This window comes from Arachnia propionica, assembly GCF_037055325.1.
In the GTDB taxonomy this organism is placed as follows: Bacteria; Actinomycetota; Actinomycetes; order Propionibacteriales; family Propionibacteriaceae; genus Arachnia.
Map to the genome: position 1 here is coordinate 2,768,673 of NZ_CP146373.1, position 12,438 is coordinate 2,781,110.

At 59.9% G+C, this 12,438-nt stretch carries 10 protein-coding genes; 1 reads left to right on the plus strand and 9 read right to left on the minus strand.

The window, feature by feature from the left end; all coding sequences use genetic code 11:
* Window positions 1–29: 29 nt before the first annotated feature.
* The 5 genes from V7R84_RS12860 to V7R84_RS12880 form a co-directional block, all read right to left on the minus strand.
* Window positions 30–1,406, minus strand: coding sequence for a YcaO-like family protein (locus tag V7R84_RS12860; protein WP_338569686.1), 1,377 nt, complete (start codon window positions 1,404–1,406; stop codon window positions 30–32).
* A complete protein-coding gene (locus tag V7R84_RS12865; protein WP_338569688.1) occupies window positions 1,403–2,449 on the minus strand; it encodes a hypothetical protein in 1,047 nt (348 codons plus the stop codon). The genes V7R84_RS12860 and V7R84_RS12865 overlap by 4 nt, the downstream gene beginning before the upstream one ends.
* 29 nt (window positions 2,450–2,478) lie before the next feature.
* A complete protein-coding gene (locus V7R84_RS12870; protein ID WP_338569690.1) occupies window positions 2,479–3,102 on the minus strand; it encodes a transposase family protein in 624 nt (207 codons plus the stop codon).
* A gap of 255 nt (window positions 3,103–3,357) precedes the next feature.
* Window positions 3,358–4,335, minus strand: coding sequence for a SagB/ThcOx family dehydrogenase (locus V7R84_RS12875; protein WP_338569693.1), 978 nt, complete (start codon window positions 4,333–4,335; stop codon window positions 3,358–3,360).
* A 142-nt stretch (window positions 4,336–4,477) separates the two neighbouring features.
* Window positions 4,478–4,612: a hypothetical protein gene (locus V7R84_RS12880; RefSeq protein WP_338569696.1), complete on the minus strand. Its 135-nt coding sequence runs from the start codon at window positions 4,610–4,612 to the stop codon at window positions 4,478–4,480.
* A gap of 339 nt (window positions 4,613–4,951) precedes the next feature.
* Here V7R84_RS12880 and V7R84_RS12885 point away from each other — a divergent pair, with 339 nt between their 5' ends.
* The gene (locus V7R84_RS12885) at window positions 4,952–5,599 is read left to right on the plus strand and encodes a helix-turn-helix transcriptional regulator (RefSeq protein ID WP_338569698.1); all 648 of its coding nucleotides are present in this window, start codon (window positions 4,952–4,954) and stop codon (window positions 5,597–5,599) included.
* A gap of 22 nt (window positions 5,600–5,621) precedes the next feature.
* On the opposite strand, the gene V7R84_RS12890 is transcribed toward V7R84_RS12885, so the two are convergent.
* From V7R84_RS12890 to V7R84_RS12905, 4 genes are all read right to left on the minus strand, one after another.
* Window positions 5,622–5,924 carry a transposase family protein gene (locus V7R84_RS12890; protein WP_338569701.1) on the minus strand — a complete coding sequence of 101 codons (303 nt, stop codon included), beginning with the start codon at window positions 5,922–5,924 and terminating at the stop codon, window positions 5,622–5,624.
* 835 nt (window positions 5,925–6,759) lie between these two features.
* Window positions 6,760–9,450 carry a type I DNA topoisomerase gene (gene topA, locus V7R84_RS12895; protein ID WP_338569704.1) on the minus strand — a complete coding sequence of 897 codons (2,691 nt, stop codon included), beginning with the start codon at window positions 9,448–9,450 and terminating at the stop codon, window positions 6,760–6,762.
* Between the two features lie 135 nt (window positions 9,451–9,585).
* Window positions 9,586–10,734 carry an Ig-like domain-containing protein gene (locus V7R84_RS12900; RefSeq protein ID WP_338569707.1) on the minus strand — a complete coding sequence of 383 codons (1,149 nt, stop codon included), beginning with the start codon at window positions 10,732–10,734 and terminating at the stop codon, window positions 9,586–9,588.
* Between the two features lie 672 nt (window positions 10,735–11,406).
* A complete protein-coding gene (locus V7R84_RS12905) occupies window positions 11,407–12,303 on the minus strand; it encodes a hypothetical protein (protein WP_338569709.1) in 897 nt (298 codons plus the stop codon).
* Window positions 12,304–12,438: the final 135 nt, after the last annotated feature.

The following is a 12,438-nucleotide window of genomic DNA, read 5'->3' on the forward strand; positions in this document are numbered from 1 at the left end:
GTCAGAGCAATCACTCCTGCCTTCCAGCCTTATGCGTAGGGATGCGGAAGCATAGTTTCCGCGACCGGCCCATACGCCTGGAAGCGTGGGTGATTTAGCGGCGGGGCACTCGGCAAACACAGGCTCATGGTGTCGGGAGACCAGACTCGAGGTACGTAGAAACCTAGCCTGCGAGCTTCAGGCGTGGTGCAGTCGGAGAACACGAGCTCTGCGCCGAGGCGTCTGTAGCCGTCGATCACTGCATCGATCTCAGAGCGAACGTCCAGCGCTCCATCAGCAGGTAGGTCATCGGCATCGATAGTTTGGTCTTCGGGGAACTTCTCATCGAGGATAGAGGCGCCATCAGGTCGCGCATAGTGGGCGACGTTAGCGTCGAGATCGAACATCTGTGTGATGTCCGTCGTGCGCGCGCCAACGGCGCCATCCACAAGCTCGGGAGATATTCGCAACATCTTCGACAATTGGACCCCTGCTGCGGATTCGAGGAATGCCTTATAAAGCGATTCTTCGAGACTGGAGGCGATACCTAACCCAAGGTTATGTCCCCTTCCCGACCCCCGGCGGCAGCGCATCACACACGCAGTGACGTGAACGTTGAAGCCCGGCAATTCGAGGTAATGGAAGGTGGGTGTCACTTGCGAGCCAGCCAGATGCCGTTCAAGCAGCGCTTTAAGTGCCGTGGTGCGTTGACTGAAACGCACTCGGGGCGCAACACGGTCGGTGTACCAGTGACCCATCGCTGCGTCTCCGTGAATCAGTTCGTAGAGCGCCGAGCGGATCGCGAGTTCGGGCGAGGTGTGGGCCGCACTACCAGTCGTGACGGCAGAGTTTAGCCACGGCTCGCCCTCACGTTTACGGAGCTGGTACCCGATGTAGAGCAACTGTGCTGGCGCCCACCGTTTCTCGCCAGTGATAAGGGAACGAGTCGGTGTCCATGTTATGGGGGAATCCGGTTCGAGCGGGGAGTAGGCAAACTTCTCCTGCGTGTACTGTTCGTCGCGGAACGGGCGCGCGAAGGGCCCGACAAGAGTGGACCTGCCTGCTAAAGTCATCGAGGCCTGTGTTTCGAAGATGCTCTCGTAGTCGGCAGTAAGCGGTTTGACGACTTGGGCATAGCGTTCGACTGTCTCGCCCACGCTACGAATCAGGGCTTCTTCAGTATAAATACCGCATCCACCAATATGATAGGTGAGACCACTCTTGCGTCCAAGGAGGCACTCAACACCGGTCAGCTGTGCGCCGGAGACGATGATCCGTGGTTCGTCGCGGCCACGCATCATGAAACCCAGAGTGCGGCTGAGTCCGGTAAGTGGGCTGATGATTCGGCGAGCCAAACGGTCGAAGTCGGGTTTCAGCCGCGGGTGATGGTCCGTTGAGGACAGGTTGATGCTACTTGAAGTAGTCATTCCGCGATCTCCTCCAGTGTCCGTGTCCCGAAGTACAGCTCGAAGTCATCACGTTCTGCCACCGACATACCTACAGTACTATCAGGCAGTGGAAGGATTTCGTGAACAGCGAACTCTGAGGTTGGGGCAAAGAATGAGTAGGCGTGAAACATGGTTCCTGCCGTGCCTGTAGTCACCCATGAAACCGCTTCGGACAAGAGATGGGCAGAGAGAAGCTGAGCGAGCACCGGCTGCACCTCGAACGTCTTGTCCTGACTGACGCGGCCTTGCGCGAGAGCCTTCTTATAAGACTGATACGAGGAGCTTTCGCGAAGGTTCATCAGCATACGTGTTTCATAGGCGTCCCAAGATGGCGTGCGCCTCGGCACGGTCGTCGGACCCACGAGGACGAACGGGCCGTCAACGACACCATAGAGCCAAGGCACCTCAAAGTAGTCCATGATTCGATCCACGATTCTAGCCCTCACTGGATCAGCTACCGCCTCAGTGTAAATGACGAAGCTACCGCGCAGACTCTCGAACCGCTGCATCTGGCGATGAAATTCCAAACCATCTTCCAACCAAACTGCATCGGCGTGGGTCAACGATGCCAAGGGGTGGCCCTCATTGGCGAGCGTAATCTCTAGTTCTGGCATTGTTTGCGCCAGCCCCATCTGCAAAGATTCAGAAATCTCGGCGGGGCCGACGATAACCACAGATTCGAAGTGTTTACGAAGAGGGGAACGTCGACCTTGAATCAAGTCAACGTACTGGTCGAGGTAGTTATCTGCCTCCGCAGAGACAATTTCCTTCCCCTCGAGATACTCAACTACCGCGCAAACGTCCTCGCTCTCCTGACAGGTTTCCTTCGCAATCTGTTCAATAGTGTGCTCGCCGTCGAGTAATGCGATGGTGGACGCAAGCTTGCCTGACTCTGATTCGTCGCTCAGCGTCGTAGATGTCGGGTTCCATACTCCATAACGGAACTCCACGCGGTTGACATCATGCACAACGACTGAGTAGCGATTCTTCACACTATAAAGGCTATTCTTCTGCACGCTCACGAGATGTTCCTTCCAACAATGAGGCTTATTCATGGGGTGTAGGCGAAGACGAGTCCCGTGACGGCTTGTATTGTGGTTTCGAAGGTGTTGTAAGGGCGACGGTAATCGGTGTGCAGGACACGCCAGGTTTTGAGGTTCGCGATGACACGTTCGATGAGGTAGCGGACGCGGTTGATGGTCGTGTTGTTTCTTTTATCGGTGTCGGTGAGTTCACCATGGGCGGGTTTCCGGGCGGGGGTGATCATTCCCAATCCGATGTAGCCCTTGTCCCCGATATGATTGTGAGCATTGAGGGTTGTGAGGAATCCGGATTCTGTGATGGCCTTTGCATCATGCACACTACCTGGCAGGGGTGGGGAGATCCAGGCGAGCTGTCCGGTCAGGGTGCAGGCCACTTGCAGGTTCACCCCCGTCGTGTGGTGTTTGCCTGAGTACAGTTCGGGACGGTCGTGCCACGACCAGCAGGGCGCCAGAGTACCGTCGATGATGTACTGGCGGTCTGGGTCGAGGTCCCCCGTGCCGGGCACCCAGGCTTGGAGGGCCTCGGCGATCAAGGGAGTGTAGACCGCCACTACTCTCGAGATGGTGGCTTGGGAAACCGTGTGGATGTCGGCCAGTAACTCTTGGGTGAGGTTGTGTCTGAGTGTTAACACAGTGATTTGGATACAGCGGAACAAGCCTAGGGCACGGGATCCTGCTACAGGAAGGTTTCCGGAACGGGATGTGTGGATCAGTTCACACAGGTCAAGGATCTGATCACGCTCAAGGATCGTGGTAGTATTCACGGCAGCGGCTTGTCTTTCATCTGAGAGTCTTTGTAGTAGAACACTTTGAATTGTCTCAGATCGGGCAAGCCGCCCCCACATCCCCCTCGGATAAAGCGTTAGTTGGAGAAAGCCAAAACACCCCTATGAATAAGCCTCAATGACTGAATGAATGTAGGTTTCGAATAGCCCGTCGATTCCCAGAAGGTCATGCACCTCGTCATCACACAGGCTTCCGCACTCCACTGCTCCCAGGTTGAGCGCAGATGCAGCCAATTCCATCAACGCGGCGATGTGACCGGCTTCGACGAATAGAAATCGCAGTCCTCGGGCTCCGTACTTCCGCATCGACCGCCACGGTCTACCGGCAAGGATGAAGACGACCGAGGACCGCGACATGTGCTCCTGGTCAGGCGGGGAAATACAGGTATCAACAATTTTTGTCGCATCGGCGGCATTGGGAGTGCGTATCAACGCATGACGTCGTTTGTCGTACCGGTGCACGACAGGGCAAAGCCCTTCGACCCGCAGGGGTAACACGTACGCGTCGAGCGGTCGCAGGCCCCCACCGTTCGCTGCTGCATAGAGCGGAAATTGAACTTCATCGCCACTGCTGAGTTCTACACGAGCCCGCCCCGTTTCAGCGAGGCTATGCCCAATGATATCGGTGAGTTGTTGTAAAGAAATCGCTTCTGATTCGAACGAACGGCGGCTACGTCGTCCCATGATAGTCTCACCAAGACCAGCGTCGATAGTTCGTGGAATCGGAAGAGGGATTACGTCATCGGGGTGTGCGTCTTCCTGACCAATGAGCGAGACGGTCCGCAGGCCTTCATCGCTGAAGTAGGGGCGCGTGGAGACCTGAACTCTCACGTCACCTCGCGCCAAACGGGAAGCAAGGAGGTACTGTTCTGCGATTCGACTACTGGGCCCTTGCCCCAAGGTTCTGTGTGTCAGTTCGGATGAACGCAACCCGGTTGACCGGATGGACGGCTGCCAAGTTTTATATCCATTATTGATGGCGAGATGCCTCAGCTCGGATGAGGACAGCAGGAAACCACTTTCTACTTCCTCGGCACCTAGTGGTTTGTGGTTGATTTTTCGAGCAGGTCGATCCGACACATGTCCTCCTCATATGTTCTTTTTCAAACTTCAGCAACACGTCTGCCGGGCGGAGTCGACCTCCGGGCGTTAATGGCGCACCCAGAGGCCAACTACGTTAACCCGCTTGCAGAGTCGCGAGCCGGTCAATGGCGACGTCGACTCACTCGTCGTCGACGGTAACGACCGCAGCCGTCGTGGTGCCAGTGGTCCCTGCCGGAACCACCATCTGTACACCAGCGTCGTCGTTATGCGCGAACGTCCGCTGCTCGGCTACTTCAGTGCTGTTGAGAAGCATGACTCAACCTCCTTGATTACTACTCCTCCGAACGCCTTTCGCTCGGAAACTCGGAGCTGCGATTCCTCGCATGCTCAAGTTAAGCGCGGAACGAAGCGCGTCTCTAGTCCGGAAATACACGGACAGGGTGGCGCTTGACGTCGATACGAGCTATCTTGTATGTATCCGGCTTGGAGGCAGAAGGCCTGCTGTTACCGACACGAGGGCGAAGGCACTGAACCCGCGAACCGCTATACCGCGGAGCGTGAAGGGCATGCGCCCAACTTGAACTAGGAGCGCAGGACCAACGCACGACTTCCTCCCGGGAGCATTGGGGTAGCAGCGGTTAAAGGGGTGACTGTGAAGAAGCGTTCTCTTCGAGCGGAGAGATCCGGAAGCCTTTCGGGGGTCAAGGGGCTTGTCAATCTAGATCCGTTTTGCGAAGCTCTTGAAGAGTGTACAAGACGAGGCGCTAGTGAAGAATTTGATGGTGTACGCTTTCGGATGCTGTTCGACTGTATGCATGAACGCATCAGTTGGGGCCTCAAACTGGTTGAAAATATTGGCGATCTGTCAGAAGATACTGTCGCAGTTACGATCGCTGCAACTCTTTCGGGTAGCCCCTTTCGGTTGACTGGGCTGCTACCACTCCTGACTTTCTCTAGGGAACGCGCACTCCAAGCACTGGTTGAACTCGAAGAACTCAAGGTTGTAGTCACACTCGAGGACCAGTACCGGACCTTCGTTTTTCTTCACCCAGAATCACGTTCTCCTGACGACAGTCAGGTTGGGGCGGCTTCCGACCCGAGCCCCCGAGAACAAGAAGTAGCCAAACTTATCAGTCAAGGCCTAACCAACTACCAGATAGGGGTGCGACTTGGGGTGAGCCAGCGCACGGTCGAGACATACATTCAACGCCTCTTCAGAAAGCTCAACGTAAGTTCACGCTCCCAGATTGTGGCTTGGCATATATGTCAGGAGGCTGCACTTCGTTCCGCCGAGGGTTAACGGCTCTCTTGGCCTTAAGGCGTTATTCACGGGGTTGATTGTGGGCGTATGTTCTTAGGATTTCTAGGTTGGTGGCGAGGTGGATGATTCCGGGGAGTTCTTTGAGGCGTCCGCGGTAGCCGTGTGACAGGATTCTCCAGGTTTTCAGTTGTGCGATGCAGTGTTCGATGTTGACGCGGATTCGGGCGATGGCAGTGCTGAAGTCTTTGTCGTGGTTGGTGCGGGACTGGTTGGGCGGTTCCCGGTAGGGGGCATGGGTGCCGTCAGTGAGGATGAGGTGTCCTTGCTGGATCGCTTCGGCGAGTCCACCAGGGAGGAAGAGCAAGACTGTTTCGAGGAGGACAGTGATACGTCGCCAGGGTTCTGGAGATCGTGGGCTGACAGACTCCCAGGAGGTCGGCGACCACCATCTGGGGCAGGTTCTGGCGAAGGATCAGCAGGCAGGCCACCACCTGGTCCCGCAGGGAGATACGGCATGTGGATAGATTCTTCCCTCGACCTTCGATCACATCGGCGATACGGCAGGTGATCTCGTCACTTGTTTCCTCGGAAAGCCCCGTTGCATGCTGGTAACGCATCGGCTGCTTTCGTGATTGGTTTATGTTGCAACTCAATCATTTCATGAAACAGTCGATGCTTTTTGTATTACTGGCGGCGTTTCATCGAGAAACAACCCTCGTGAATAACGCCTAAAGAATCATGACAACAGCCGAACAAGAAAACTGGACAGAAGACGAACCAGCCTCCAGGTCAGGAACCAGCAAATAGGCCCAGAAGAGAACCCGAGGAGGAACAATGCTTCTACATGTTTCAATACTGGCAACAGGATGCATGCAATACCCCGAAACAAACTTGATCATGCTCCTCGGAATTTCCACTGGTTAGCGACAGCGGTGGCGGCCCTTCCCGGAATTGTCTGCTCCGCTGTCAACCGTTTTTGGGCAGCGGATTGCAGGGGCCTCGGCGCCGGCTGCGGGAAACCCCCGGGGTGACGCATCCAGACTGCGAACGTAGCGGTGGTCAATTCCGCGGACCGAACCGATCGTCACCCGCGGGGAGCCTGCGCGGGCGGATGGTCGTGCAGGCGGAGAAACGGGACGAGACCCTGTCCGAGCCAGACGACCCGCTCAGTCAGCTGACGGAGAACACGCCGCCCCGGCTCACTCGGCTTTGGGGGTGGCCTTCTTCCTCGTCGTGGTCTTCTTCGCTGCGGTTGTGGTCTTCTTCCTGGCGGTGGTCTTCCGGGCGGGTTTCTTCGCCGGACCCTTGGCGCGTTTCTCCGCGAGCAGTTCGAAAGCGCGTTCCGGGGTGATGGTCTCGGGTGAATCGTCGCGACGCAGGGTGGCGTTGGTTTCGCCATCGGTGACGTAGGGGCCGAACCGCCCCGACTTCAGCACGACGGGTTTACCGCTGGACGGGTCGACGCCGAACTCCTTCAGCGGCGGGGCAGCAGCCGCTCGTCCACGAACCTTGGGGGCGGCGTAGATGGCGAGGGCCTCTTCGAGGGTGATGTCGAAGATCTGTTCCTCACTGGTCAGCGACCTCGAATCGCTGCCCTTCTTCAGATACGGCCCGTAGCGACCGTTCTGCGCGGTGATCTCGACGCCTTCCGGGTCCTTGCCGACCACCCGGGGCAGGCTCATGAGGCGTTGCGCTGCGGCCAAGTCGATGCTGTCGAGAGACATCGACTTGAACAGCGACGCCGTCCGGGGTTTCACCGACTTCGGGGTACCCTCCGGCAGCACCTCGGTCACGTAGGGGCCGAATCGACCGTTCTTCGCCACCACCATGTGCCCGGAATCCGGGTCGACACCGAGCTCGCGTTCCTCGTCGAGGGGACGGCTGAGCAGCTCCTCGGCGACCTCCGCGGTCAACCCGTCGGGCGGAAGATCGTCGGGGACGTTAGCGCGACGCCCGTCGGCGGCCTCGACGTAGGTGCCATAGCGTCCGACACGCACGTCGATACCAGAATCGCCAAGCGGGAAGGTCGACAGCCCCTTCGCGTCGATGTCACCGAGTTCGGTGACGAGCTTCTGCAGGCCCGTGGCGGTGTCCCCGTCGGGGCCGCGGTAGAAGTCGGTGAGGACCTTCAGTCGCTTGGCCCTGCCGCCCGCGATCTCGTCGAGCAGTTCCTCCAGGTGCGCGGTGAAGGTGTAGTCCACCAGTTCGGTGAAGTGCTCCTCCAACAACCGGGTGACGGCGAACGCCAGCCAGGTCGGCACCAGCGCGGAGCCTTTCTTGAACACGTAGTCGCGGGCGGTGATGGTGCGGATGATGGAGGCGTAGGTGGAGGGGCGCCCGATCTCCAGTTCCTCCAGTTTCGCCACGAGCGAGGGTTCGGTGTAGCGGGCCGGGGGTTTGGTCTCGTGCTCAGCCGCCTTCACCTTCTCGGCGGCGAGTTCCTGACCCGTGACGAGTTGCGGCAGCCGCGACTGCTTGTCGTCGCTGGTGGAGTCGTCGTCAGTTCCGGCGACGTAGGCCTTCAGGAAGCCGTAGAAAGAGATGGTGCGGCCCGATGCGGTCAGCTCGACGCGTTCCACCACGCCCGCCCCCGCCTGAACCGACGCGGTGGGGGCGGCGGAGATGGCGACGCTGACCTGCTCCCCCTTCGCGTCGGCCATCTGGGAGGCGAGGGTGCGCATCCAGATCAGCTGGTAGAGGCGGTGGGCATCGCCGGACAGGCCGGTGGCGTCGGGATGGGTGAAGACGTCACCCGCGGGCCGGATGGCCTCGTGGGCCTCCTGAGCGTTTTTCACCTTCGAGGCATAGATGCGAGGTTTCGGAGGCAGGTAGCGGGCTCCAAACAGCTGCTCGACCTGGTCGCGGGCCGCTGCGATGGCGGAGTCCGCCAGGGTGACGGAGTCGGTTCGCATGTAGGTGATGAAGCCCTTCTCGTAGAGCTCCTGGGCCACCGACATGGTGCGTTGCGACGTGAAGCCGAGTTTCCGGCCGGCCTCCTGCTGGAGGGTGGTGGTGCGGAACGGCTCGTAGGGACGGCGGGTGTAGGGCTTGGCCTCCACCTTGTCGACACGAAACACGGCAGCCTCGAGGGCCGCGGCGAGTGCGGTGGCGGTGGTCTCATCCAGGACTGCGACCGAGGCGCTGGTGGGCTGCCCGGTGGAGTCGAAGTCGCGGCCCTGGGCGACGCGCACCCCGTCGAGGGAGGTCAGGCGCGCCGGGAAGGTGCGGGGATCGGCTTCGGCGCCGCCGTCGAGGATCACGTCGAGGTCCCAGTAGCCGGCGGACACGAAAGCGATGCGTTCCCGTTCCCGATCGACGATGAGACGGGTGGCCACGGACTGAACGCGACCCGCCGACAGTTTCGGCATGACCTTCTTCCACAACACCGGGGAGACCTCGTAGCCGTAGAGGCGGTCGAGGATGCGGCGGGTCTCCTGCGCGTCGACGAGGTCGGCATCGAGCTGGCGGGGGTTGGCGACCGCCTCGGCGATGGCCGTCGGCGTGATCTCGTGGAAGACCATGCGATGGGCGGGCACCTTGGGTTTGAGTTCCTCCAGCAGGTGCCACGCGATGGCCTCACCCTCGCGGTCACCATCGGTTGCCAGGAGAAGTTCGTCGGCGTCCTTGAGTTTCTGCTTCAGCTCCCGCAGCGTCGCCTTCTTGTCAACGGCCACGACGTAGAGGGGGGCGAAGTTGTCGTCGATGTTGACGCCGGTGCGCGCCCATTTGAGGCCCTTGTACTTCGCGGGCACCTCAGCAGCGCCGGTTGGGAGGTCGCGGATGTGGCCGCGACTGGACTCCACCATGTAGCCGTCACCGAGGTAACCGGCAATTTTCGTCGCTTTCGTGGGTGATTCGACGATCACGAGTCGTTGCCGTTTGTCCGCCATGTGTTCCTGCCTCCCGTCGTCCGCATGGGAACAATAGCCCACGGATCCATCCGGGCTGTGACAAACGACTCAAAAGGCAGATCGTGGGCACGTCGCGTTCCGGTGCAGTCCCCTCGGGGACGCGTTTTCCCGCGCTCAGGCGCTCTCGGAGCTCAGTGGCACATCGGTGATGCCGCGAGCCGGTTTCACCCTCACACCTTCCTGATAGCTGACGGAGCTCTCGAAGGTTTCCTGGTACCTGCTCTCGGCGGTCACCGTGGTGCCTACTGCTTGGAAGGATGCGGTGTTGACGTAGGTGGTGGCCTTGTCGACGGTTTGGTTGTCGGCGAACACGGAGCGCAGTTTGACGTGATAGGTGCACCGGTTGCTCCACGGCCCGCTCATGGTGAGGGTTGTCTCCTGCTGGCCGACGGAGTCGACCTTCAGGTGGAATCCGTCCACACTCTTGCCGACTCCATCCGCAACGACACGAGAGAGACTGGTGTTCGGGTTCCGCGGATCGCTGCACTCCTCGATCACACGGTTGTACACCCGGTCCGCGGCTTCGGCGGAGAACATTCCCGGGGCGGTGGTGTCCTTGATGACCACCTGGGCCCCAGAGGAGTGGTTCGCGTTGATCCATGTGCCGGGCGCCGTGACATCCCAGTTGATGCCTTTGGAGTTGGAGGTGAGCTGTTCGGCCTGGCCTGCCGGTTCGCTCGCGGGTTTCCAGGGTTCGACGGGTTTGACGACGATGGGTTTGTCGTAGGGCAGAGGAACGGTCTGGGTTTTTCCGCTGAGGCTGATGTCGGTGGTCGCGGTGGTGGTGGTCTCAGCGACCTGAAGGTTGACGCGGATGGATCCCTTGACCTCGTTTTTCCGGCGGATTGCTTCCTTGAAGACACAGCTGATGGTCGAGTTCGTGTCCGTGTTGTTGAGGACACACTCACCGGCCTTGGATCCGTCGGCGGTGGTCATCAGCCTGCGGGCGGCGGTGTCCTGGAGTTTGAGGAAAGCAGGTAGCTCGACCGTGAATTCATCACCAAAAGCCACTCGGGCGTTCGTTCCGTCGTAGTTGACACTGAATTCGAGGTTGTCGCCCTGCCAGACCTCCTGACGACCCGTGACCGGGGCACCCGAAGAGTCCACATGCTTGAAGGTGGCGTCGGTGAAGACGATGCCGGAATTGATCTTCGCCTGAGCCGGAGACTCCCCTGCGACGAGGAAGGTGGTAGACATCGCGAGGATGGCAGAAACCGCGGTCGCGACACGTCGTCGCGAAGTGCGCGCACGATGAAGATTCATTTTTCCCTCCCGAGGTCTCAACGCCGGAGAGCCTGCAAGGGTTCCCGGAAGCGATGAACATCGCATGGCTGACCTTAACTCTTCGCGACGGTTTTCGGTAGTCCCGGAAGGCGATTGACGTGGCCCCACCAGGGGACACACGGACCCGACGGGCACAGTTTCGAGACCGTGGCCGGGTCTGCGCGAAGAGGCCTGCCCAGCTAATGGGGAGGAATAGGGCAGGCCTCCTCGCGCGGGTTCGGGGCTGGGATTCACCCGGCCTCGAACCTTCTCGTCCTGCCCGACTCAGCCATTGTGGCCGGTCGTGGGCAGTCCGGTCTGATGGGTGCAGGCAGGCTCTGAGGGTCGATGCGGGCGGCACCTGCTACTGAATGCGACCTCACCGACTGCCCGCCGCAGAAGCGAACACGGGTACTTCATGGACACCTCTCACTGACGACACGACCAGGCGGAGCGGCCTTCCCCTGACACACCAAATCATTGAAAAACAAACTGTCATCGAAAGTATAGGCGCCTGTCGACCTTTCGGCCAATTTTCTCTTCGGAAGCGTTCCACGGGCGCCACACAGGGCTCCGCAGATAGTCGCCTTTCAGGAAATCGGTCGGTTCTGCCACACACGACAATGCCGGCCTCTCCACCTGAGGAGGCCGGCATCTTCGTACGGCTGGACGTCAGCCCTGGGGCCAGGACGGCATGGAGAGCAGGGTGAAAACCGTCTGCACCTGGCTGGGGGCGACGATGGCGCTGTAAACCCCCGCCTCGATGCGCTGCATCCCACGTTCCTGTGCGGCGTGGGAGTCGTGCGCCAGAGACATGACCTCCCAGTGTTCACCGTCGTCGGTGATGCGCATGGCACGCACCGGGAAGCCGTCCCAGGTGCCATGGGTCTTGACGATCCCGGCTTGGGCGATCTGGTCGAGTTCGATGACGATGCGTCGCTGGATACCGCTGTCGTCGCGGCGGAGCCCGATTACGTCGAGCAGCCTGCCGATGTCGTCAAAGTTGAACTGCCCTGGAGAGAAGGAGTCGGCTTCCTTGACCCGGAATGCTTGCATGCTGAGCGGGTCGGGCCGTCCGGGCGGAGTTTTCGTCCCATCGGATTTCTTCCAACCCATGAACAGGCCCCGGTAGGTCGCAAGGACCTCGGCAGGCGCTCCTCCGGACTCCCGCCTCAGGATCTGCGCGCCGGCACGCAGGATCGTCGGGTCGACGTAGAGATACGAGGCCTGGGGGTCGCTGGGAAGGTCGATGACACCGCTGCCGTTGAAGGGCGGGAATTCCAGGAAGTCCCCTCGAGCGACGGCGCGTTCCTCGTCGGTGGTGCCTCCCATGGCGGGGTAGACGGTATCTGTGGGCATCAACGGGAAACGCAGTGTGTGGATGACTTCCGCCCCGGCCAGGGGGCCTTCAGGGCCATCGAGGTCGAGCGCGGCGACGAGATCCTTGGCGGAGTCCTCGGAGCCGATTGAGTCCGCTGCCACGGCGTATCCGAAGTTGAACCCGTACCCGTGCTCGAGGTATGCCTCGAGCAGATCGGGGACGAGAAGCTTCTCGAGCCAAATCGTCATCTGCTTCTCTCTCCGTCGCGGAAACCTGCTACCAGGATCATGTCACTTCTTGGAGCCGCGTTCAGCGAACGAACATGTCGAACGAATGGACAACAACCCCTCCAAGTCAGGTTTCACGCGGCAGTAGGGAAATAA

Coding starts and splice junctions, on each gene's coding strand:
- V7R84_RS12905 (WP_338569709.1), bottom strand. CDS start 12,303: ATGACGATTTGGCTCGAGAAGCTTCTCGTCCCCGATCTGCTCGAGGCA.
- V7R84_RS12860 (WP_338569686.1), bottom strand. CDS start 1,406: ATGACTACTTCAAGTAGCATCAACCTGTCCTCAACGGACCATCACCCG.
- V7R84_RS12880 (WP_338569696.1), bottom strand. CDS start 4,612: ATGCTTCTCAACAGCACTGAAGTAGCCGAGCAGCGGACGTTCGCGCAT.
- V7R84_RS12900 (WP_338569707.1), bottom strand. CDS start 10,734: ATGAATCTTCATCGTGCGCGCACTTCGCGACGACGTGTCGCGACCGCG.
- topA (WP_338569704.1), bottom strand. CDS start 9,450: ATGGCGGACAAACGGCAACGACTCGTGATCGTCGAATCACCCACGAAA.